Raw genomic sequence first — 21,203 nt, 5'->3', positions numbered from 1 at the left:
AAGGAAGGCCGAATTGTCTCCGTTCTAGCGTTGCACCTTCACGCCGAGATAGACGCTGTCAGCCGTATATTCACGGTCGGAGATCCTGCTCGTCAGGAACTCGTGACGCAAACGCGCATCCAGTCCGACGAAACGGTTGATCCAGTAGGTTGCTCCGATCTGGGCGCCGATCGTGTAGTCGGTTCCGGTGCCATCCTTGTTCTGCCGGATATTCGCGTCGAGTCTGCCATTAAGGCTTAGATCGGAACGTATGCGCCGGGAGACATCGAGGCTTGCAAAATGCATTAACGACCCGGCAATGCCGGGCGTGGTTGAGGTGTCGACCATTGTCTGCGCATAAAGGCGTACATCAGTTCCACGCAATGGCGACCAGTTGAGCGCCGCATTGATCGACGGGCCGCTGATGGCGCTGAGGCGGGAATCATCGCTGTTCGCACGCATGTAACCGGCTGCGAACTCGCCGTTCAGCTTCTCCCCCATGTCCAGCATCATGCCGCCGCGTAACGCAAACTGCGATCCGCTACGCTCATAGCCGTTGCTGTCCACTGCCTCGTCAAAGATACGCCTGCCCAATTCGACTTCGGTGAAGGGCTTGATTGCCGGGGACAGGCTGAAGCCGCCGCGCAAAGTAATACTGGCATAGGTGTTGTCACGATCTTTTTGGCTGACTGTGCCGCCGGATGACAGCTCCGCATCGCCATAGATGTTGTGCTCTACCCGTCCGGTTGCACTGCCGAAGATCAGGCCCATGTCGCGTTCGACGCCGAGACTTCCATTGAGCGTGTGAACCAGAGGCCGCTGCAAGGCGCCGACAACACCATTGGGACTCGACGCACTCTCGCGGCGCAGCCGGTAGCCTGCGCCAGTGTTGACGGTTATCTGGTCTCCGAGGTCGAAGCGGAGTTTGCCCTGAATGTCGACTTGTGGCTCGGAGACGTCTTCTCCTGAAATGGACTTGGCCCAAGTGCCGGATGCGTCGAGCGTTGCCTGATGCCGCGCCCAGTCTGATTGGGCGTTGAGTCGCAAAGTGGTTTCGTTGAGAACGGCGCTGGAACCGGTAGCGCTATTGTCGCCGTTGGTCGTGACTCGAATACCCTGTTCGAGCGAAGGGCGTAGGACAAACGAACCAGTGCGAATGCCTATCGGCGCGAACGGATCGGCTTCTTGCGTGGAGCCGCGCCCTTGCTCCGGTGTCTGCCGGAGATTTTCGCGCTGCACGCGTCCTGCTTCCTCGCTCGTCTCGGCATCGATCGAGCCGACACGAATATTGTCGGGCTGAAAAGGCCGACGTTCCTGCGGCGCGGAAACCGTGGGAGCCGCCTGTGCGGCGGTGGCCGGGTCTGTCGCTGTCGTGTTTTCAGGTGGGGTGTAACTGTTGTCGGCCGCCTCGCTGGCGCCGTCGTCATATCCCGGCGCGGCAAGTCCGCGACTTGCGAGCGTTTCCGGCGAGGAAGCCGAAAGTACGTCCTCGGCGACGCTTCCGCGCAGATAGGCTTCCTGAGCAAAGGCAGAACAATGAAACATTGCCATAGCCACGCCCGACAAAAACAGGCATCGCAGCCTGCGGGCAATGGGCGTCGAACCGCCAGATGGGGTCTTGGCAAAAAGCATGTCGTGTTTTCAAACCGTCGCAACGTGGTGGATGAACGGTAAAGGCACATGGTTAATTCTTGGTTGCCGCGGTCCAATTCATGACCATGTGCGCAACACAAATGTTTGGACAACCGGCTGCGAAAAAGCTAACCCTTGCCGCCATGGAAAAGCTCGATCAGATCATCCCACCGGCAGATGCGGAAGCGGCCATTGCTTCGGCGCTGCGCACCATCAAGACCGAAAATGCAGGCCTCGTTGCGCTGGAAGAAGCTCTGAATGATGGCCTTTCCGCTCCTTTTGTCGAAGCGGTGAAGCGTATCGTTGCCTCACCTGGGCGGCTGGTCGTCACGGGTGTAGGTAAAAGCGGCCACATCGGCTCCAAGCTTGCTGCCACCTTTGCATCGACGGGAACATCGGCATTCTTCGTGCATTCGGCAGAAGCCAATCACGGTGATCTCGGCATGATTGGACGCGACGATGTCATTCTGGCCATCTCTTGGTCAGGTGAAACATCGGAACTGAAGGGGATCGTCAATTATTCGCAGCGCTTCCGCATTCCGCTTATCGCGATTACCGCAGGTGAGAACTCGGCACTCGGCCGCGCGGCGGATGTCGTGCTGCTACTGCCGAAAACTGCAGAGGCTTGTCCGCACGGTCTAGCGCCCACGACTTCGACCATGATGCAGCTTGCCATTGGTGACGCGCTGGCGATAGCGCTTCTGGAAGCACGCGGCTTTACCCCGAGCGACTTCAAAACATTTCACCCTGGCGGTTCGCTGGGCGCGAGCCTGATCCACATCCGTGATATCATGCATCGCGGCGAACGTCTCCCGCTAGTAAAGGTGGGCACGACCTTGCCGGATGCGATGAAGGTTCTGGCGCAAAAAAGCTTTGGCTGCGTGGTGGTTGTGGATGAAGGCGGTGATCTGGCCGGTATCGTCACAGATGGTGACATCTCACGCAATCTGAGCCGCAATCTTGCGGCTCTTTCGGTTGACGACATCATGACACGCAAGCCAAAGACGGTCGACCAGAACATGCTGGCTACAGCCGCGCTCAGCACGATCAATGAAAATCACATAGGTGCGCTTATCGTGGTAGACGCCGGACGCCCGATCGGGCTGGTGCATTTCCACGATCTGTTGCGGATAGGTGCTGCTTGATAGGGTATCACGCCTAGCATTTTGTAGTGTAGGCGTACTACTCTATTCGGCGACTTCAATCTCCAGCGATACCGGATCGAAGGCAATTATCCGGACTTCTGTTCCGGTTGGCAGATCAGGACCTTTCACGCGCCACGTCGTATCGTTGATACGGATACGCCCGCGTCCATTGACGATTGGCTCCGTCAAGGTGGTGCGCTGACCGACGAGTTGTTCGCCGCGACGATTGAGCAAGGGCTCATCGCCATCGGTGCTGCGCGAGCCGAAGAAACGACGTCCAGCGAGCACGAAAATTACGGCCAGAACCAGAAACACAACGGTCTGAAACTGCCAGCCAAACACTGTTGTCGAAGATAGGAGAAAGGCGAGTGCGCCAGTCACGAGTGCAGCAAGCCCGAACCAGATGAAGAAAAAGCCGGGCGCCGAGATTTCCAGAATCAGCAGGATCAGCCCGAAAACGAGCCAATTCCAGATGCCGAGACCAGACAGATACTCAATAATCATGGCGCCCTCTGTTCTTATTTGCGAGCAGTTTTAGCGCCCGGTAGATGGAACGCTGCGTGTGCGGGAAGGGGTCGGTGGCTGTGGTGCCGGTTCTACTGGCCTGCCGCTGTCACCAAAGACTTCTTTGGCGATTGCGCCAATACCGCCAAGCGAGCCAATGAGAGAGCTTGCCTCAAGTGGCATCAATATGACCTTCTGGTTTTTGGCGCTGGCAATATTGCTGAGAGCCTCTGTATATTTCTGCGCCACGAAGTAGTTAAGCGCCTGCACATTGCCGTTGGCAACGGCGTCGGAAACCATGGTGGTGGCCTTCGCCTCTGCTTCGGCCAGGCGTTCGCGTGCCTCTGCTTCGCGCTTGGCCGCTTCCAGCTTGCCTTCGGCTTCGAGAATTTGTGACTGCTTCTGCCCTTCAGCACGCAGAATCTGTGCGTTGCGGTCGCCCTCTGCTTCGAGAACCTGCGCGCGCTTATCACGCTCCGCCTTCATTTGGCGCGCCATAGAGTTGACGATGTCTTCCGGCGGATTGATATCCTTGATTTCCACACGCGTCATTTTAAGGCCCCACGGATGGGCAGCCTCATCGACGACACGCAGCAGACGATCATTGATCGCATCGCGGTTCGATAGCAGCTCGTCGAGATCCATCGAGCCCATAACGGTACGGATATTGGTCATCGTGAGATTAAGGATTGCATATTGCAGGTTTGCCACTTGATAGGCCGCCTGCGCTGCATTCAGCACCTGGTAAAAAGCCACGCCGTCAACGCCAACGATGGCGTTGTCGCGGGTGATGACTTCCTGGGTCGGCACATCAAGTACCTGCTCCATCATATTGAGGCGCGCACCGATACGGTCGAAGAACGGTACGATCAGGTTCAGGCCCGGATTGAGCGTACGCGTATAGCGTCCGAAACGCTCGACCGTATAGTTAAATCCCTGTGGTACGGTTTTGATGCCGGCAAACAGCGTCGCCAGAACCAGTGCGGCCAGAATGAGCAGCGTAATATCGAAACCGGTCATTGATTGTTTCCCTTTTTAGGCAGTAGGGCAATATGGCAATAGATGCTTTAGCAAGGCAAACATACTGTCATAATTACCTTTTGCCTCACACCCATCCCTGCAATTCGCGGCGCACCAGTGTCTCGATGACTTTCATGCCATCCTCGCTGTCGTTGAGACAAGGAATATGGCTGAAATTCTCGCCGCCATTTTCAAGAAACTCTTCAGCGGCTTCGTTGCCGATTTCGTCCACTGTTTCCAGACAGTCGACTACGAAACCCGGATTGAGAACGGCCATGGATTTGACCCCGTGCTTGGCAAGCTCCTCCACCGTTTCGTCAGTGTAGGGCTGGAGCCATTCTTCGGGACCGAAGCGCGACTGGAACGTGGAGCGAAACTGGCTGTCATCAAGGCCCAGCCGAGCCTGCAACAGGCGCGATGTTTCAAGACATTGCTGGCGGTAGGGGTCACCCTTGTCGGAATAGCTTTTCGGAATGCCGTGATATGATGCAAGGATCACTTCCGGCTCGAAAGAAAGCGTTTCCAGATGCTTTTCAATGGAGCGTGCCAGCGCTTCAATGTAAACGGGTTCCGTTTCATAGGATGGCACGATGCGCACCGCTGGCTGGAAGCGCTTCTTCATGAGGACTTCAAAAAACTTGTCGTTGACCGTCGCGGTCGTTGTTGCCGAATACTGCGGATAGAGCGGGAACATGACAATCCGCTCACACCCTTGCTGCAGCAGACGGTCGGTTACGCTTTCGATGGAAGGCTGGCCATAGCGCATGGCCCAGTCCACAACCACGTTTGGATAATCGGCAAGTGCTTTGGCAAGCTTCTCACCCTGCGCGCGCGTATAGGTCCGCAGCGGGGATTCGTTTTTCTCCCGGTTCCAGATGCGATCGTAAAGCTTCCCGGAACGCTTCGGGCGAGTGTTGAGAACGATGCCGTAAAGGATCGGATACCAGATAAGACGCGGCCATTCGATAACCCGGCGATCCGAAAGAAACTCGGCCAGATAACGGCGCATTGGGCCATAACTCGTGCCATCCGGCGTACCGAGATTGACCAGCATAACACCAACCTTCGGCAGCTTTGTCTGCACCCCCGGCTTGACCGTCTGGCCGGATTGCTCCGGTGCTTTATCCATCTCACTCATGTTCCGACTCCTGTTCAGCCGGAAAACTAGAGAAAAAAAGACAAATTACAATCCTGACAATTGCCGCTGGCGAAATTCTATTGGCGCGGGCGTTCCCCGCGCCGTAAGTACGTGAAATCCAGGCAATATATCGTGGGTTTATGCTGGTGTACGACGTGTCAGGGAGAAGCGCGAGCCCGACGACGACGTGCAGTTGAGCTGCGTCGGCGAGACGAGCGCGCAGTTCACCTTGGAAGATGTCCCGCGCACGATTGAGCGCATGTCGATTTCAACAAGCTGCGGCGACTGGTACCGATAGTTGCCTTCCGCAAGCTTTTCGTTCGTGTCGGTGGCGCGTGTCTCGAAAATGCCGCCGTTGAACGACGAGACGATGCCGTTTGGATCGACCCATCTGCCTTCGATGCCAGCGGGGGCGCGAGAGACGGTTGGAACATTGCCGCCAACCGGGCCAGTCGTTTCACACGCGGCCAACGCCAGCGACATGACTGCAAGAGGGGCAATGATGCGGAAGCGTTTCATATCGGTGCTCTCCATTAGAGCATTCCCGGGCCAGAACCACACAATGGCTGGCCTCTGAAATGCGTAAACCAAGTATTTAGAGCGGCTTCAACGATTCCGCGCTGATTAGAACCGCTCGTGAATGACTAGTTTGATGTATTGAAACTTGCACGAAAACAAGCCCTCAATGTGAGGATTACGCGATTGTTGCGAAACTGCCGCAATGAAAATTGCCTAATTTCGTTGGGCAGTTATTCAGTTTAGCGAACCAGAATATTCCGGAATTGCCATGGGTCTTTGGCATCAAGGTCTTCCTTGAACAAGTGACCTCGACCTTCCAGCGGTGTCCAATCGGTGTAATAACCGTTCAACGGACCCAGATATTGCGTCTGGACTTCAAGACAGCGGCGGTAATCCATCTCGTCGGTCTCGACGATGCCGCTACGCGGATTTTCCAGTGCCCAGACCATACCCGCAAGAACGGCCGAGGAAACCTGTAGGCCGGTCGCATTCTGATAAGGTGCAAGCTTACGTGCTTCGTCGACGGTCAACTGCGAGCCATACCAATAGGCATTCTTGTCGTGGCCATAGAGCAGAACGCCGAGTTCGTCGCCGCCATCCAGAATTTCATGCTCTTCCAGAACATGCTGCACAGGTTGCGCCTTACCACTGGCACCGAACATTTCGTCAAGCGCGAGGATGGCATCATTGCTCGGATGATAAGCGTAGTGGCAGGTCAGGCGGAAGTCGAGCTTGCCCTTCTTGTCGCGCAGCGTGAAGAAATCAGCGATGGAGATCGCCTCATTGTGCGTGACCAGCAAGCCGTACTGCGCACCGAGCGTCGGGCACCAGGTGCGGACACGGGTATTACCGCCGGGCTGTTCGAGGAAAATGGCCGCCTTGTTGCCCTTTTTCTGCTTGCGGGCGTTCTTGGGTATCCATTTTTCATGGCTGCCCCAGCCAAGTTCTGCTGGTTGCAAACCTTCGGCAATGAAGCCTTCGACAGACCATGTATTCCAGAACGTGTTGAAAGGCTTCGGCTCTTTTGCGCGCTGTGTATCCCGCTCCGCGATGTGGACGCCCTTGACGCCAGCCTTCTTCATCAGTTTCGCCCAACCGCGGCGATCATCTGCCGCCGGTTCGGTGAAATCGAGCTTCAGCTCCGTAGCAAGGTCGATGAGCGCCTTTTTGACGAACCAAGAGACCATGCCCGGATTGGCGCCGCAGCAGGAAACGGCGGTTGGACCGCCGGGGTTCTTGCGCTTTTCAGTGCGAACCGTTTCGCGTAGCGCATAGTTGGTGCGCGATGCATTGTCGGCCTTTTCATCGAAATAGAAGCCGAGCCAAGGTTCCACCACGGTGTCGATATAAAGTGCGTCGTGCTCGCGGCTATAACGCATCAGATCAAGTGATCCGGTATCGACCGACAGATTGACGATGAAGGGCTGGCCTTCTGCTTCTTTCAGAAGCGGCCCGAGAATTTTTTTGTAGTTGTCCTTGGTGATTGCTTCCTTGAGGAAGCGAATGCCTTTTTCATCAAGGATTTTGCGGTTGGCGTCGCTTGGATCAATCACGACCATGCGCGACTTGTCGAATTTGAAATGACGTTCAATCAGCGGCAGGGTACCGCGCCCGATCGACCCGAAGCCGATCATGATTACAGGGCCGGTAATCTCGCCATAGACTTGCCATTTCGCTTTCGCCATTTTCTTCCTCTAGGTGGCCGCAGAATTGCGGCGTTGGGTTATCTCCAACCCGGTTTAGCTTATGCGCGGGAACGATAACACAACTTCATACAAAGAAAGAAACGTCACAAGCCTATGACATGAGTACATGTTTAATGCGGATTAGCTTTTGAGAGCACGATCCGACCGGCGTGAAATGGGAATCGATAAGATTATGCTTGAAAAAACAGGATGCTAGAGCGCCAGACTGACTCGATAAGATCGAAGCGCGGTATAAAGCGTGTCGCCCCAAAGCGGGGGCCGGTTTAGGGACAAAACATGTGTGAAAACAACGGTTTAAGCCTCGATCAACTGTGCACGGATCATGCCGCGCAGCGAATTGCCGACAAGGATGTTGCGCGCGCTTTTGAGCGCTTCAACGGTAACGATACCCTCTTCGACAACATTGTTGTTCAGCAATTCGCGGCGCAGCACACCGTTAAGGAGGCCGCATGAAAGGGCGGGGGTGGTGCAGGTCGTGCCGCCAATATCGAGAAATATCGACGTAATTGTTCCCTCACAAACTTCCCCGCGATCATTGAGCAGGATCACCTCATCGACCTCGGCCGGTGAATACTCCTCACGTGCGGCGATATACGCCTGTCGCCGCGTCGTTTTGTGATGCAGCAAGGGATCGTTGTGATCGAGATGTGTGCTGGCGATTGCGATCCGCCAGATCGTTTGGCAGGAAAGGGGTTCATATGGGGTGCTGGAGATTGTGATAACCCCGTCTGGCGTAAGCGTAAGGCGCAGTTTCAAGGCTTGTTCACCTGTCCCGCTTTCCGCAATCTTCTGCCGGACGGCTTCTATATTGCAGGAAAAGCCAAGTTCGCGGGCGGAATTCTCAAGGCGCGCCATGTGTAGATCGAAGCGCAGAACGCCCGAGAGCGGTTCCCAACGCATGGTTTCGATAAGCTGATAATCCGGTTCCATAATCACGGCTTGCGCCCCATGTGGCTCGACAATGCTGCGAACCGTGCTTTCAGAAGACATTCCTCGTACTCCGCTTGCGCCGTGGAATCGAAGACCACGCCACCCCCGACATTGAAGATCGCACGATTTTCATCCAGAAGCGAGATCGTGCGAATGGCGACATTGAAACGCATTCGTCCGCTTGGCTCGACCCAGCCGAGCGAGCCGCAATAGATGTCGCGCGGCCCGGTCTCCAGTTTACGCAGGATTTCCATGGCGCTGATCTTCGGCGCGCCGGTGATGGAGCCGCACGGGAAAAGGGCGGCAAAAAGCGAGCGCAATTGCAGGTGTTTTTTCAATCTGGCCCGCACGCGGCTGATCATCTGGTGAACTGTGGGATAGGTCTCAATGCGGAAGAGTTCTGGCACGTCGAGCGACCCCACCTCGCTAATAAGCGAGATGTCGTTGCGCAACAGGTCCACGATCATGCGATTTTCGGCTTGGTTCTTTGGATCTTTTAGCAGGAACTGGCGGTTCCGCTCGTCTTCTTCGGGCGTTGCCCCGCGGGGCATGGTGCCTTTCATCGGATGGGTTTCAATCCACCCGTTGCCGTCGACTTCGAAGAAAAGTTCCGGCGACCGTGAAAGTACGACCGGCCCTCCAAGATCGCAATAAGTCGCATAGCGGACTGGCTGATGCAGCGCGAGCATGTTGAACAGGCTCAGCGGATCGCCGCCCCAGTCTGCATGGATCGGAAAGGTGAGGTTGCCCTGATAACAATCACCTTCGCGTAAGTGCTGGTGCAATCGCTTGAAGCGGAGCGCGTATTCCTCGAATGACCATTGCGCAACCGGGTTGCGCAAAAAGGTGGCATTGTTTTCGCAGTGGCTGCGCATGCGCTGGTCGGAAGGCCCATCGAAAACGCCGAAACAGAGAAGCGGTGCCTTGCGTCCCTCCGGCAGCAGCGACTTCAGCTTGGGTTCAAGAAGATAGCCGGCTTCATAGGACAAATAACCCGCGAGCCATTTTCCAGCATTGTGGGCCGCCTGCATGGCATCCCAAGCGGTTTCGAACTCATCCGGTGTGTCGGCGCGGATGATCGATGAGGGGGCCGTGAAAAGCACATCGCGGCCCGCCTTGTCATCCCGGAAGAGGATAAGCGGCTTGTTCCCCGATCGGCTCACAGGTTTGCTCAGTCTTCCATGGCTTCAAGCTCGTCGATGATACCTTCGATCACCGACAGGCCCTTGCTCCAGAAGTCTGGGTCGCTCGCGTCCAGACCGAATGGCGCAAGCAATTCCTTGTGGTGCTTGGTGCCGCCAGCCCTCAGCATATCAAAATACTTCTGCTGGAAGCCTTTTTCCGAGTTCTGGTAAACCGCATAAAGGGAGTTCACAAGGCAATCACCGAAAGCATAGGCATAGACATAGAAGGGTGAATGGATGAAATGGGGGATGTAGGTCCAGAAGGTCTCGTAACCCGGATTGAGGTTGACGGCATCTCCAAGGCTTTCGCGTTGTACATCCATCCAGATTTCGCCGATGCGTTCGGCGGTCAACTCCCCTTCGCGGCGCTCGGTGTGGACACGGCGCTCGAACTGGTAGAAGGCGATCTGGCGCACGACCGTGTTGATCATGTCCTCCGCCTTCTGTGCCAGCATGGCCTTGCGCTCGCGCTTGTCCTTCGTGCGCTCCAGAAGCGAACGGAAGGTCAGCATTTCGCCGAACACGGACGCGGTTTCAGCAAGCGTCAGCGGCGTTGAAGCCATCAGAGCCCCCTGATCGCCCGCCAGAACCTGATGCACGCCATGGCCCAGCTCATGTGCCAGCGTCATCACATCGCGCGGTTTGCCCATATAATTGAGAAGCACGTAAGGATGCGCAGACGGGACTGTCGGATGCGCAAATGCGCCGGGTGCCTTGCCGGGGCGGACTGGCGCGTCAATCCAGTTCTTATCGAAGAATTTTTTCGCAATCTCGGCCATTTCTGGCGCGAAATTGCTGTAGGCGGAAAGTACGGTCTCGCGCGCGTCGTCCCAAGGGATAAGCGCCTGTGGCGTTTCTGGCAGTGGTGCGTTGCGATCCCAGTTTTCGAGCTTTTCAAGGCCGAGCCACTTGGCCTTCAAAGCATAATAGCGGTGCGAAAGGCGTGGATAGGCATCTTCAACCGCCTTGGCGAGTGCGTCTACGACTTCCCGCTCGACACGATTGGCAAGGTGACGGCTGTCGGCGATATCTTGGAAACCGCGCCAGCGATCGGATATTTCCTTGTCCTTGGCGAGCGTGTTGGTGATCAGCGTGAATGTGCGGAGATTGGCTGCAAAAGTCTTGGCCAATGCCTCGGAGGCCTTCTTGCGCACCGCGCCATCGGCGTCCTGAAGCATGTTGAGCGTCGGCTCGATGCTCAGCTCCTCGCCGTCTATTTCAAAGCGAAGACCGGACATCGTTTCATCGAACAGGCGGTTCCAGGCGCTATAGCCAGTAACGGACTTTTCATGAAAAAGCTGCTCCAATTTATCATCAAGCTGGTATGGCTTATCCATACGCAGATCCGTTAGCCACGGGCGATAATGGCCGATGGCGGCATTGTCGTTCATCGCCTTTTCGAGAACAGCATCGTCGATACGGTTCAGTTCCAGGCCGAAGAAAATGAGATGTGTACTGGCATCGGTCAGCTTTTGCTGCACGTCACCGAAAAGCTTCATACGCTTCGGATCAGATGTGTCGCCATAGTAATAAAGGCCGGCGAAGGAGCCAATACGGCCCATCAATTCGTCCAGCGCCTCGAATTGCTTAATAGCATCGACGAATTTGCCGCCATGGGCCTTGGCTGCTTCATCGCCGAGTTTGCCTTTCCAGCGTTCCTCGAAAGCTGCCGCATCCGTCATGGCTTTTTCGATGTCGTTTTTCAGTTCCGCGCTGTCCGCAGACGGATAAAGATCGCCAAGATTCCATTCCGGCAGGGTGCCGAGGTTGGTCTTTTCGGCGGCAGCCGCATCGCCAGCCGGTGCATGTAAAACTTTGTTGAAGGAAACGGATTCTGAAAAGCGGGTCATGAATATTCTCCAAGAGCATTTCCGACAAAGTGCGTAGCGTCGACGCGGGGAAATCGGTTGACTGAACTGATTTCTTATCTCACTTCGATGCGACGAACCATGCATACAAACAAACTGATAGATCAGTTTCACGATTCCGCGTTAACCGGAACCGCTCTGTCGGGCTTCTTCTCGCACGTCTTGCCAGGATCGCCAAGAGCTGTGAAAAGGCTTCGACTATCTGTGATAACGTGTTCGTTGTTGGATTGCAGGGAAGCAAATCTATGAACCAGAAGTTGGATTCAGGATACAAATTTGTGAATGGGACGATGGGGCACATTTTAGTATCTTGCATTCGTTGAAGGCTTGACCGCAAATAACACGCCTAGAATATAAGACACTTAAACTGTTTAAATATTTTGGGCGCGGGAACCCCATAGGTGATGATAACTTTTAATGGCCACGCGCATACTCATAGCGGATGACGATCCGATCCATCGGCGCAATCTCGAAGCGATAGTCATGCGTATGGGCTATCGGACCATCCTGGCGGATGGCGGCGCAAGCGCGCTCGGCTTCGTAAGCCAGCGTAAGGACATTGTCCTGATGCTGCTCGATCTGTCTATGCCGGACATGGATGGCCTGACGGTTCTACGGCGCATGCGCGAGGCGGGAAATAGTGTTCCGGTTATCGTTCTCGTTCAAAATCATGATCTTCAGCCAGTTCTGCAGGCAATGAAAATGGGCGCGGTCGATTTCGTGACCAAGCCGGTCGCCTTTGAGCGTGTACAGGTTTCTGTTTCCAATGTGCTGAAGATTGATGCGCTCACGCAGGAAATCCGCCGTGCTCGGTCCTCGCTGAAGTCTCATCTCACTCTATCCGACATGGCAGTCAAGAGTCCTGAGATGGAGCGGATCAGCATTCTGGCGCGTCGTGCTTCAGCGCTTGATGCGCCGCTTCTGATTGAAGGGGAACCCGGCAGTGGCAAGGAAACGCTGGCCCGTGCCATTTGCAGTGGCGGCGCCCGCTGGCGCGGTCCCTTCGTAACGGTCGATTGTCGCACCTTGACGACGGATAATGCCGACGAAGTCTTCTTCGGCGTTTCGATAGCGCGGCGCGACCGCCGCGAGGACAATGTCATCCGCAGTTTGGGAAAACTTGTGGAAGCCGATGGCGGTACGCTTTTTCTTGATGAGGTGGGCGCGCTACCGCGGCATACGCAGATCAAGCTTTTTGCCGCCATGCAGTCGGGTCAGTTTGAGGCCAGCGGTGGAGGTGAACGTACGCTTTCCAACGCCCGCATCATGGCATCGAACAGCCGCCCTTTGGCCGACCTCGTACATATGGGGCGGTTCCATGCCGGTCTTTACCATCTGCTTGGTTCCTTTGCCGTCGCTATGCCGCCGCTGCGTAACCGCCTGGAAGACATCCCGATCCTGCTGCATCAGTTCATGATGCGCTATGTAAACGAGGAACGGATGGGGCATATAACCGGTATCACCACTCATGCGCTGGAAAGGTTGAAAGCCTACCACTGGCCCGGCAATGTGCGGGAGCTTAAAAATGCTGTTTATCGGGCTGTGCTTCTTTGTCAGACTGGCGAACTGACGGCGGCTGACTTCGCGCAGATCGGTACAGGAACTGAAGCGGCAAGAGCTGTACAGCAGTCCGCACGGTTCAATCTTGTTGATCATGATCCCAGCACAAGCGTTTCGGCGGGCTTATTCAGCGGAATTGATGGAGCGGGTGAGGTGCGTACGCTTGCTGCGGCCGAAGAGGAAATGATCCGGTTCGCGATCGCTCATTACGATGGCCAGATCAGCGAAGTTGCCCGGCGTCTCGGCATCGGAAGAACCACGCTTTACCGGAAGCTGAAGGAATATGGCATCGATGTGGCATCGATATCCGGTAAGGTGCCGAGTGGTGAGGAAGAGGAGGAAGCCACTCCTCTCAACCATGCAGCCAGCCAGTCAAAGCATGCCTAACTGATTGAATTTTAGTGACTTATAATAAGTTTCTGCTGTCCTTCCCAGGTGGTGTTGCCGATTAAAGACTGTTAGTAATTTTTTAACCATGGTGAAAATAGGTGCACGTGTGTGGCTTTTTTGCCATGGTGTTTCCTCATTTGTTGTTCACTAAGCGTCCATTAACCATTAAATCCGACAATCGGAGCTCAAGCGGAACTTGGACGCAGGCTTATTGTGGCATCACAAAGAAAGTCCCGAGGGGCGCTTGGAGAATTCCTCTGGGGGCGGAAAACGGTAAGGCGATACGATTCGATGAACAGCATATCGACCATTAAAGCGCGCTTTGCGAGGGTTTGGACCGGGGTGAAGGCCCTTGCGTCCGTGCCATCCGCCCTTGCCGCAGCTGCGGTTCTCATGGCGTTGTCTCCTTCGCAGGCTTCGGCTGAAACCCGTTCTCTCAAGCTTTATTACGTCCACACCGGCGAAAAGGCTGAAATCGTCTTCAAGAGAAATGGGCGCTTCGATGCCCAGGGTTTGAAGAAGCTGAACGTTTTCCTGCGCGACTGGCGCCGCAACGAGCCGACAAAGATGGACCCGCGCTTGTTCGACCTGATCTGGCAAGTCTATCGCTCCACCGGATCGAGCCAGTATATCAATGTCGTCTCTGCTTATCGTTCACCGGCAACCAATTCCATGCTGCGTTCGCGCTCGGCGAAGTCCGGTGTTGCGAAGAAGAGCCAGCACATGCTTGGCCGCGCAATGGACTTCTACATTCCCGGCGTTCCACTGGCGAAGCTGCGTGGCATCGGCATGCGCTATCAGATCGGTGGCGTCGGCTATTATCCGCGTTCCGGTTCGCCCTTTGTCCATATGGACGTCGGCAATGTTCGTTCTTGGCCACGCATGAGCCGTCGCGAGCTACTTGCACTGTTCCCGGATGGCAAGACGGCTCACCTTCCTGCCGACGGCAAGCCGTTGCCTGGTTATGAGCAGGCATTGGCCATGATCGAAAAGCGCAAGGCTAGCGGTGGCGAGATCATGGTGGCTAGCAATTCTGCCCCGCGTCGCAGCAAGAGTCTGTTTGGGGCGCTGTTTGGCGGTGGAGCTGATGAAGAAGAAGACACTGGCGATGTAAGCGCCCCGCCGGCCCGCGCAACGCCTGCACGCCGTGCTCCGGCTGCGGTTCCTGAAGAGCCGGTCCAGCAGCCGCGCGAAACAATGGTTGCAGCTCTGCCTGCCCGTGACGCTCCGCTTCCAGTGCAGGCGCCCCGTCCGGAAACAGGCCTTGGTGCCCAAGCGCAGGCCGCAGCCGAAGTTCCCGTTGCCGCGCTCAATGTTCCGATCCCAGCCCGCAAACCTGCGATGGCGCCGCAGGATGCTGTTGCGTTGGCCGCAGCCGAACCTGCCGCTGATGCTGCGGCAGCAGCCCGAGCCAATGTCGATGCAAACACGCTTCAGATCGCTGATGCCGGTACGCCTTCGCCGCTGATGAATGGTTTCGTGCCAATCCCATCGGCCCGCCCACAGCTTGAAACGGACAATGTGCAGCTTGCAGCCGCGGTGGTCCCTTCGGCGCGTCCGACACGCCCGGATGAAACGTCCGTCGCAAGCGGTCAGGATGCTATTGCCGGGCTGGTCAATCGCGAGCAGACCGAACCGACCCAGGTTGCTGACGCAGGCAATGTGGCTGTTCCGCAGCCAGGTGAAACGGCAGCTTTCCCGCTGCCGCAAGCAGCGCCGAGAGCCAACACGCAGCTTGCTTTGCTTTCCAAGAAGGATGAGATTGGTGAACTGATCGCGCCGCCATCCGACGACTACTATGACAGTAAATCAGTTGCAGATGCTGCGCCAAAACAGGCTCCAGCACCGGTGCAGACGGCCTCTGTTGCCCGCACGGCACCGGCAAAACCCACCGCAAAACCGTCTGCCGCAATCCATAAAAAGGTCGTGGCGATTGGCAAGTCAGCCGAAACAGGCGTTCGTACCACCGCAAAGGGCGGACGTTATGTGGCCAAAGCTCAGTCCAAGCCGCGTGCGGTTATCCAGCCAGCCGTGATGCCGACTTCGGAAGTTGCCATGTCGACGGAATCGGTATCCCGCACCGTGCCGGTGACCAATCCGGTCCTCCGCAACGATGCGATGCGTTCCGCGCCCGCCATGGTCTACACGGCAGGCTTCCAGCGAGGCAATCTGCCCACCGAACGCGCCAACCAGTTCAGCGGCAACGCCGTTACCTTCCTGACAGTGGCCAAATTCACGGAAACTAATTAATCGTCGATCAGACGAAAACAAACCAAAGGAAAGGGGCCTTAAAGGCCCCTTTTTGCATTGGGATATAGGTATGTTCAGCTTTTCAGATTAGCCGCTTCGCTTGCAAGATCGGTGATTGCATCCCAATCGCCTGCCTCGACAAGTTCTTTCGGTGCAACCCAGGAGCCTCCAACGCAGACAACGTTCGGTAGCGACAGGTAATTTCTGGCGTTTGCAAGGCTGATGCCGCCTGTGGGGCAGAAGAAGGTTCCAGCCAGCGGCGAGGATAATGCTTTCAGGAAAGATGCGCCGCCGGCTTGTTCCGCGGGGAAGAATTTCAGATGTGTGTAGCCTTCCTCGCGTAGCGCCAGCATTTCGCTTGGTGTGATGGCAGCGGGCAGAAGCGGCACGTCGCTGTCATTGGCTGCGGCGACGATATATTTTGTGGCGCCCGGGCTGACAATGAAGCGCGAACCGGCTTTCTCGGCATCCTCGTACTGCCTTGCATTCAGGATCGTGCCGGCGCCGACGATTGCTTCAGGCACTTCCGACGCAACTGCGCGGATGGCATCCAGTGCGGCCGCCGTGCGCAAGGTGATTTCGATTGCGGGCAATCCGCCCTTGGCAAGCGCGCGCGCCAGCGGAACAGCATGTTCTATCTTGTCGATCAACAAAACCGGAATGACCGGCTGGCCTGTCATGATGGGAACGAGAAGATCTGTTTTCTGGGACATCGGCTTGCTCGGCTGTTTGAGTGCATAAATCGATTTAAAGCATTCTTAGCAAAAGTTTGAAACGGTTTCGCGTCGGATCATGCTTTAAAACTGATGATTAGAGCGGTTCTGTCTTGACGGGAACCGCTCTAAGCCCCCTTCGGCCGTTTGTCCACCACAGAAGGGCTGCGTTCATGCAGCGTTTTTAAAGTTGCTGAGCTGCTTTTGCCAGCGCTGATAGGCGTCGGCCATGCGGTCGTCATATTTATTGCGCGCAAAAGCCGGGCCATTATAACGCCGGGCAAATTCGCGCCAATGATGGTTCTTCAGTACGTTGAGAAGCGCTGCTTTTTCGATAAAGCGCAGCATCAATCGCACTTGCCCGGAAATCGACCCGCGTGCTTCCGCTACAAGATCATCGACGGTAGCATAACCAAGCCACTCCCAATGCGCACCCATGACCTGTCCCAATCCCCAGGAGGTGGATTCAAGCGCGGCCTTTGTGTTCAAGCCCATCGCACGTTCAAGCAGAAGCCAGCGCGCAGCTTGCGATTTCGGATTGCGTATCTGGCCTGCGACCGGGGCCGAAAGCCCGTTGCTCCTTGCATAGTCGCGTAGACGACCGGACAGCCTGCGGTCGAAATAATGCCCTTCGAACCGGATGGCCGGTTCCTTGTTTCCGCTTATATCAAACAGCGCCCGCCCGCCACTTTCCACTTCAGCAATTGCCAGCAAGGCCGCCGGGTGGACTTCCGCTTCATTTGCCAATGTCGTCAGGGCTGTAATCGTCTGGCTGTCGAACATGTATTTCTCCTCGAAAAGTTGCTCTTCGAAGCAGATTTTGAGATGACTTGGCCGGATGGGGATAAAGTTGACTTGAATTCGCCGTTTACGGGGATTAGTTGCGAGGTAAATTTCAAAGAAGATAGAACCGATGAGTAATTTGCCTTTCACCGTTGCCGCCCTTTATTGCTTCGCGCCGCTCCCGCAGTATGAAAGCCTGCGCGAGCCGTTGGCGCAGCTTTGTTGCTCGAACGGCATCAAGGGAACTTTGCTTCTGGCAGCCGAAGGCATCAATGGGACGGTTGCGGGCACCGCTGAGGTGATTGACAAGCTCGTCCAGCACATCACGGCTGTTCCCGGGCTGGCTCGGCCCGAGCTCAAATATTCCCACGCCACCGAAATGCCGTTCCATCGCATGAAGGTGCGGTTGAAGCGCGAGATCGTCACCATGGGTGTCGAGGGTATTGATCCGCTGAAAAGCGTCGGCACTTATGTCGCGCCGCAGGACTGGAACGCTCTCATCGCCGATGAGAATACTGTCGTGGTCGATACGCGCAACGATTACGAATACGCCATAGGTACTTTCGAAGGGGCGCTCGATCCGCAGACCAAGACATTCCGTGAGTTTCCCGATTGGGTTGAACAGAATCGCGACAGGCTGGAAGGCAAGAAGATCGCCATGTTTTGCACAGGCGGAATTCGCTGCGAAAAGGCGACGGCCTTCGTCAAGGGGCTCGGTTTTGACGATGTCTTTCATCTCAAGGGAGGCATTCTCAAATATCTTGAGGATGTCCCGCGTGAAGAAAGTATGTGGAACGGCGATTGCTTCGTATTTGATGAGCGCGTGGCCGTAGGCCATGGTCTTATTGAGAGTGATGTTGAGTTGTGTCGCGCCTGCCGTCGACCAGTTTCGCCGGAAGACAAGCTTTCGCAGTTCTTTGAGGAAGGCGTTTCCTGTGCCGGTTGCTATGACGAGCGAACGCCCGAAGACCGAGCCCGCTACGCGGAACGCCAGAAGCAGGTAAAGCTTGCCGAGAAACGCGGAGCGCACAAGCATATCGGTAGCTGATGCCGCATGCTCCTCATGGGGCTGGTCAAACAGATTTCGCTGCATTATGGTGGCATAGGTTTCGGAACGGTCTGAATTCGTTACGGAATTTTGGGCGGCTTATGGATGGACGCCCGTGCATCAAGGGTTTGACGGCATCCGGGTCGCGTTTGCCTCCATCACACCCATCATCGCAAGTCGGGGCATTGGAGTTCTCCAATGTTCGCACAGGAACAACGCCGGCTTTCCGGCGGATGATGGATTTGTCTGTGGCTACGGGCAATATGGAGGGTACTCATGAAAAAACTCATCGCTGCATTTCTAATCACGGCCGCCGCTGGTGTTGCCTCGGTTGCTCACGCTGCCGAGAAGGTGACTGTTTTTGCCGCCGCCAGCATGAAAGATGTGATCGAGGAGGCTGCCAAGCAAATGAACGCCAAGGACGGAACCGAAGTGGTTGCATCGTTCGCGTCTTCGTCGGTTCTGGCCAAGCAGATTGAGCAGGGCGCTCCGGCGCAGATATTCATTTCCGCCGATCTCGACTGGATGGACTATGTCGAAAAGGCCGATGTCATCGACAAGGCTTCGCGCAAGGTCATCGCTGGCAATGCGCTGATAATTGCAACGCAGAAGGACACGCCAAAGGGCGAGGCCAATGCGCTTTTAAGCGTCGGTCGTTTCGCTATGGGCGATCCTTCGAATGTCCCTGCAGGCAAATATGGCAAGGCAGCGCTGGAAAAGCTCGATATCTGGAAGGATGTCGAGAAGAACGCGGTTTTCGCTGAGAATGTGCGTGTGGCGCTGCAATATGTCAGCCGCGCCGAAGTGAAGGCCGCCATCGTCTACGCATCGGACCGTGCCGCAGCACCTGCACTGGTCGAAGCCTATCGCTTCCCTGCGAGCAGCCACGCACCGATCCTTTACCCAGCAGCGCTTGTTGCGAAGAACGAGACCGATGCCGCCAAGGCTTTCCTTGCGTTCCTTGAAAGCGATGCCGGACAGGCGATCATCAAGGAAAAGGGCTTCGTGGGCGCTGCGGAAGCTGCCGAATGATGATGGCCAAAGATGATTGAGACAAATGTCTGGCAGATCGTGTCTCTGTCGCTCCGGGTTGCCGGAATAGCCATCATTGCCGTTCTGCCGGTTGCCTTTATCGTCGCTTGGATTCTTGCCCGGTTCAATTTTCCGGGGAAGTCGCTGGCGCAGGCTATCGTCACCATGCCGCTGGTCTTGCCGCCGGTGGTGACGGGCTATCTGCTTTTGATCCTGTTCGGGTCACGGGGCGCACTCGGCGCACCTTTGCTGGAATGGTTCGGCGTTTCCTTTTCCTTTCGCTGGACGGGTGCGGCCCTTGCCGCCGGTGTCATGGCGTTTCCGCTGCTCGTCCGCCCGATCAGGCTTTCGATAGAGGGACTGGATCGCGGGCTTGAAGAAGCGGCGCGCACGCTTGGCGCCAGCCGCTTCACGGCCTTCTTCACGGTCATTCTGCCGCCTTTGCTGCCGGGAGTGCTTGCAGGCGCAGTGCTTGGCTTTGCCAAGGCGCTGGGCGAGTTTGGTGCGACGATAACCTTCGTGTCCAATATTCCAGGCGAAACGCAGACCCTGTCGCTTGCTATATATGCCTTGATGCAGACGCCATCGGGCGATGCCGAAGCATTCCGTCTGATTGCTGTATCGGCTGCCATTTCAATTGTTGCCGTGGTGCTTTCAGAATGGTTGCAGCGCAGGCTTGCAGGAGCAACCAAATGAGTGGGCTTGCCGTTTCGATTGCGGGCCGTAATGGCAATTTCCTTGTCGAGGCTGATTTTGCCGCCGACTGGGGCGTAACGGCTTTGTTCGGCCATTCCGGCGCGGGCAAGACGACGCTTCTGAAAATGATCGCCGGAACGCTCCGCCCCGAACGCGGACGCATTGCGGTCGGCGATTTCACGCTGTTTGATGCGGGAAAAGGCATCGATCTGCCCCCGGAAAAGCGCCGCATCGGCTATGTGTTTCAAGACGCGCGGCTTTTTCCGCATATGAACGTTAAACACAATCTGACTTATGCGCGCTGGGCCGGACATAGACAAGCCACCCGCAGCTTTGACGAGGTCGTGGCGCTGCTCGGTGTTGACCGTCTTCTCTACAGGCGACCATCGACGCTTTCCGGCGGTGAACGCCAGCGTGTCGCCATTGGTCGGGCGCTATTGTCCGATCCGGCGCTGCTTTTGCTGGACGAGCCGCTTTCCTCGCTCGATCATGCGCGAAGGCAGGAAATCCTTCCCTTCATCGAGCGCCTTCGTGATGAAAGCCACGTGCCAATCGTCTATGTGAGCCACGAAATTGATGAAGTCGCACGGCTTGCCGACGAAATTGTGCTTCTGTCCGCTGGGCGGGTGATGGCAAGCGGTGCAGCGGCGGATGTGTTCCCGCTGATCGACGCCGAGGGCGAAAGCGGCGGCGTCCTGTTGGAAGGGACGGTTTCCTCTTACGACGAGCGCTACAAGCTGGCGGAGATCGATCTGGGCGGGGCGTCGTTTCAGCTCAGTGATGCAGGGCTGAAACAGACTATGCATGTGCGGCTGCGCGTGCGTGCGCGCGATGTTTCCATTGCGCGCAAGGTGCCAGAAGCGATCAGCATCCGCAACCTCTTGCCCGTCACGGTGACAGGTATCGAGGCGGGCGAGGGGCCGAATGCCTACGTCACGCTTGATTTCCAGGGCCGTCGCCTCGGTGCGCAGCTCACGCGGCGTTCGGTTGACGAACTGGTTCTGCGAACCGGAGATCATGTGGTTGCGTTGGTGAAGGCGGTTTCGGTGGATCGGACAGCGATCCGGGAAAAATGACACAGGGACAATAATCCAGTTTTCGCGCTT

General features: G+C 56.3%; 17 protein-coding genes and 1 pseudogene. 7 read left to right on the top strand and 11 right to left on the bottom strand.

The features are described from left to right. Positions 1–24: 24 nt before the first annotated feature. Positions 25–1,611 (bottom strand): outer membrane beta-barrel protein, encoded by a 1,587-nt coding sequence (locus tag FJQ48_RS18765; protein WP_139976471.1) that lies wholly within the window; start codon positions 1,609–1,611, stop codon positions 25–27. A 143-nt stretch (positions 1,612–1,754) separates the two neighbouring features. Between FJQ48_RS18765 and FJQ48_RS18760 the strand changes: the two genes are divergently transcribed. Continuing rightward, on the top strand, positions 1,755–2,756 hold the full coding sequence (locus tag FJQ48_RS18760; protein WP_139976762.1) for a KpsF/GutQ family sugar-phosphate isomerase: 1,002 nt from the start codon (positions 1,755–1,757) through the stop codon (positions 2,754–2,756). A 42-nt stretch (positions 2,757–2,798) separates the two neighbouring features. Here the strand turns inward: FJQ48_RS18760 and FJQ48_RS18755 are convergent, their stop codons facing one another. From FJQ48_RS18755 to FJQ48_RS18715, 8 genes and pseudogenes are all read right to left on the bottom strand, one after another. Beyond that, on the bottom strand, positions 2,799–3,260 hold the full coding sequence (locus FJQ48_RS18755) for an NfeD family protein (RefSeq protein WP_139976470.1): 462 nt from the start codon (positions 3,258–3,260) through the stop codon (positions 2,799–2,801). A 30-nt stretch (positions 3,261–3,290) separates the two neighbouring features. Beyond that, the gene (locus FJQ48_RS18750) at positions 3,291–4,280 is read right to left on the bottom strand and encodes an SPFH domain-containing protein (RefSeq protein WP_139976469.1); all 990 of its coding nucleotides are present in this window, start codon (positions 4,278–4,280) and stop codon (positions 3,291–3,293) included. An 85-nt stretch (positions 4,281–4,365) separates the two neighbouring features. Then, a pseudogene (gene hemH, locus FJQ48_RS18745) lies at positions 4,366–5,355 on the bottom strand (ferrochelatase); the annotation flags it as partial. A 201-nt stretch (positions 5,356–5,556) separates the two neighbouring features. Beyond that, a complete protein-coding gene (gene omp10 / locus FJQ48_RS18740) occupies positions 5,557–5,937 on the bottom strand; it encodes an outer membrane lipoprotein Omp10 (RefSeq protein WP_139976468.1) in 381 nt (126 codons plus the stop codon). Between the two features lie 239 nt (positions 5,938–6,176). Beyond that, positions 6,177–7,622 carry a homospermidine synthase gene (locus FJQ48_RS18735; protein WP_139976467.1) on the bottom strand — a complete coding sequence of 482 codons (1,446 nt, stop codon included), beginning with the start codon at positions 7,620–7,622 and terminating at the stop codon, positions 6,177–6,179. Positions 7,623–7,937: 315 nt separating this feature from the next. Next, positions 7,938–8,633, bottom strand: coding sequence for an aminotransferase class IV family protein (locus FJQ48_RS18725; protein ID WP_139976466.1), 696 nt, complete (start codon positions 8,631–8,633; stop codon positions 7,938–7,940). Beyond that, positions 8,576–9,736, bottom strand: a complete 1,161-nt coding sequence (locus tag FJQ48_RS18720) for an aminodeoxychorismate synthase component I (protein WP_139976465.1) — start codon at positions 9,734–9,736, stop codon at positions 8,576–8,578. Before FJQ48_RS18720 ends, FJQ48_RS18725 begins: the two co-directional genes overlap by 58 nt. Before the next feature lie 8 nt (positions 9,737–9,744). Next, positions 9,745–11,607 (bottom strand): M3 family oligoendopeptidase, encoded by a 1,863-nt coding sequence (locus FJQ48_RS18715; protein WP_139976464.1) that lies wholly within the window; start codon positions 11,605–11,607, stop codon positions 9,745–9,747. Between the two features lie 435 nt (positions 11,608–12,042). Here FJQ48_RS18715 and FJQ48_RS18710 point away from each other — a divergent pair, with 435 nt between their 5' ends. Next, complete coding sequence (locus FJQ48_RS18710; protein ID WP_139976463.1) at positions 12,043–13,572, top strand: sigma-54 dependent transcriptional regulator; 1,530 nt, start codon at positions 12,043–12,045, stop codon at positions 13,570–13,572. 294 nt (positions 13,573–13,866) lie between these two features. After that, positions 13,867–15,825, top strand: coding sequence for a DUF882 domain-containing protein (locus FJQ48_RS18705; protein WP_139976462.1), 1,959 nt, complete (start codon positions 13,867–13,869; stop codon positions 15,823–15,825). A 74-nt stretch (positions 15,826–15,899) separates the two neighbouring features. Here the strand turns inward: FJQ48_RS18705 and FJQ48_RS18700 are convergent, their stop codons facing one another. Next, positions 15,900–16,538, bottom strand: coding sequence for a 2-dehydro-3-deoxy-phosphogluconate aldolase (locus tag FJQ48_RS18700; RefSeq protein ID WP_139976461.1), 639 nt, complete (start codon positions 16,536–16,538; stop codon positions 15,900–15,902). 171 nt (positions 16,539–16,709) lie between these two features. Beyond that, positions 16,710–17,321, bottom strand: coding sequence for an N-acetylmuramidase family protein (locus tag FJQ48_RS18695; RefSeq protein ID WP_139976460.1), 612 nt, complete (start codon positions 17,319–17,321; stop codon positions 16,710–16,712). Between the two features lie 130 nt (positions 17,322–17,451). Between FJQ48_RS18695 and FJQ48_RS18690 the strand changes: the two genes are divergently transcribed. From FJQ48_RS18690 to modC, 4 genes are all read left to right on the top strand, one after another. Then, complete coding sequence (locus tag FJQ48_RS18690) at positions 17,452–18,369, top strand: rhodanese-related sulfurtransferase (protein ID WP_139976459.1); 918 nt, start codon at positions 17,452–17,454, stop codon at positions 18,367–18,369. A 276-nt stretch (positions 18,370–18,645) separates the two neighbouring features. Beyond that, positions 18,646–19,401 carry a molybdate ABC transporter substrate-binding protein gene (modA, locus tag FJQ48_RS18680; RefSeq protein ID WP_139976458.1) on the top strand — a complete coding sequence of 252 codons (756 nt, stop codon included), beginning with the start codon at positions 18,646–18,648 and terminating at the stop codon, positions 19,399–19,401. A gap of 12 nt (positions 19,402–19,413) precedes the next feature. After that, on the top strand, positions 19,414–20,097 hold the full coding sequence (gene modB, locus FJQ48_RS18675; protein ID WP_139976457.1) for a molybdate ABC transporter permease subunit: 684 nt from the start codon (positions 19,414–19,416) through the stop codon (positions 20,095–20,097). After that, positions 20,094–21,173, top strand: coding sequence for a molybdenum ABC transporter ATP-binding protein (gene modC / locus FJQ48_RS18670; RefSeq protein WP_139976456.1), 1,080 nt, complete (start codon positions 20,094–20,096; stop codon positions 21,171–21,173). Before modB ends, modC begins: the two co-directional genes overlap by 4 nt. The last annotated feature ends 30 nt before the right edge of the window (positions 21,174–21,203 follow it).

The organism is Ochrobactrum sp. CGA5, from assembly GCF_006345815.1.
In the GTDB taxonomy this organism is placed as follows: Bacteria; Pseudomonadota; Alphaproteobacteria; order Rhizobiales; family Rhizobiaceae; genus Brucella.
Note: the sequence above shows the minus strand (reverse complement) of the source record. Positions and strands in the feature narration are given on the sequence as shown.

What these genes read in the sequence shown, in the direction of transcription:
- modC (WP_139976456.1), top strand. Translation starts at nt 20,094, where the DNA reads ATGAGTGGGCTTGCCGTTTCGATTGCGGGCCGTAATGGCAATTTCCTT.
- FJQ48_RS18765 (WP_139976471.1), bottom strand. Translation starts at nt 1,611, where the DNA reads ATGCTTTTTGCCAAGACCCCATCTGGCGGTTCGACGCCCATTGCCCGC.
- FJQ48_RS18710 (WP_139976463.1), top strand. Translation starts at nt 12,043, where the DNA reads ATGGCCACGCGCATACTCATAGCGGATGACGATCCGATCCATCGGCGC.
- FJQ48_RS18750 (WP_139976469.1), bottom strand. Translation starts at nt 4,280, where the DNA reads ATGACCGGTTTCGATATTACGCTGCTCATTCTGGCCGCACTGGTTCTG.
- FJQ48_RS18725 (WP_139976466.1), bottom strand. Translation starts at nt 8,633, where the DNA reads ATGTCTTCTGAAAGCACGGTTCGCAGCATTGTCGAGCCACATGGGGCG.
- FJQ48_RS18735 (WP_139976467.1), bottom strand. Translation starts at nt 7,622, where the DNA reads ATGGCGAAAGCGAAATGGCAAGTCTATGGCGAGATTACCGGCCCTGTA.
- FJQ48_RS18700 (WP_139976461.1), bottom strand. Translation starts at nt 16,538, where the DNA reads ATGTCCCAGAAAACAGATCTTCTCGTTCCCATCATGACAGGCCAGCCG.
- FJQ48_RS18690 (WP_139976459.1), top strand. Translation starts at nt 17,452, where the DNA reads ATGAGTAATTTGCCTTTCACCGTTGCCGCCCTTTATTGCTTCGCGCCG.
- modB (WP_139976457.1), top strand. Translation starts at nt 19,414, where the DNA reads ATGATTGAGACAAATGTCTGGCAGATCGTGTCTCTGTCGCTCCGGGTT.
- FJQ48_RS18760 (WP_139976762.1), top strand. Translation starts at nt 1,755, where the DNA reads ATGGAAAAGCTCGATCAGATCATCCCACCGGCAGATGCGGAAGCGGCC.
- omp10 (WP_139976468.1), bottom strand. Translation starts at nt 5,937, where the DNA reads ATGAAACGCTTCCGCATCATTGCCCCTCTTGCAGTCATGTCGCTGGCG.
- modA (WP_139976458.1), top strand. Translation starts at nt 18,646, where the DNA reads ATGAAAAAACTCATCGCTGCATTTCTAATCACGGCCGCCGCTGGTGTT.
- FJQ48_RS18705 (WP_139976462.1), top strand. Translation starts at nt 13,867, where the DNA reads ATGAACAGCATATCGACCATTAAAGCGCGCTTTGCGAGGGTTTGGACC.
- FJQ48_RS18755 (WP_139976470.1), bottom strand. Translation starts at nt 3,260, where the DNA reads ATGATTATTGAGTATCTGTCTGGTCTCGGCATCTGGAATTGGCTCGTT.
- FJQ48_RS18695 (WP_139976460.1), bottom strand. Translation starts at nt 17,321, where the DNA reads ATGTTCGACAGCCAGACGATTACAGCCCTGACGACATTGGCAAATGAA.
- FJQ48_RS18715 (WP_139976464.1), bottom strand. Translation starts at nt 11,607, where the DNA reads ATGACCCGCTTTTCAGAATCCGTTTCCTTCAACAAAGTTTTACATGCA.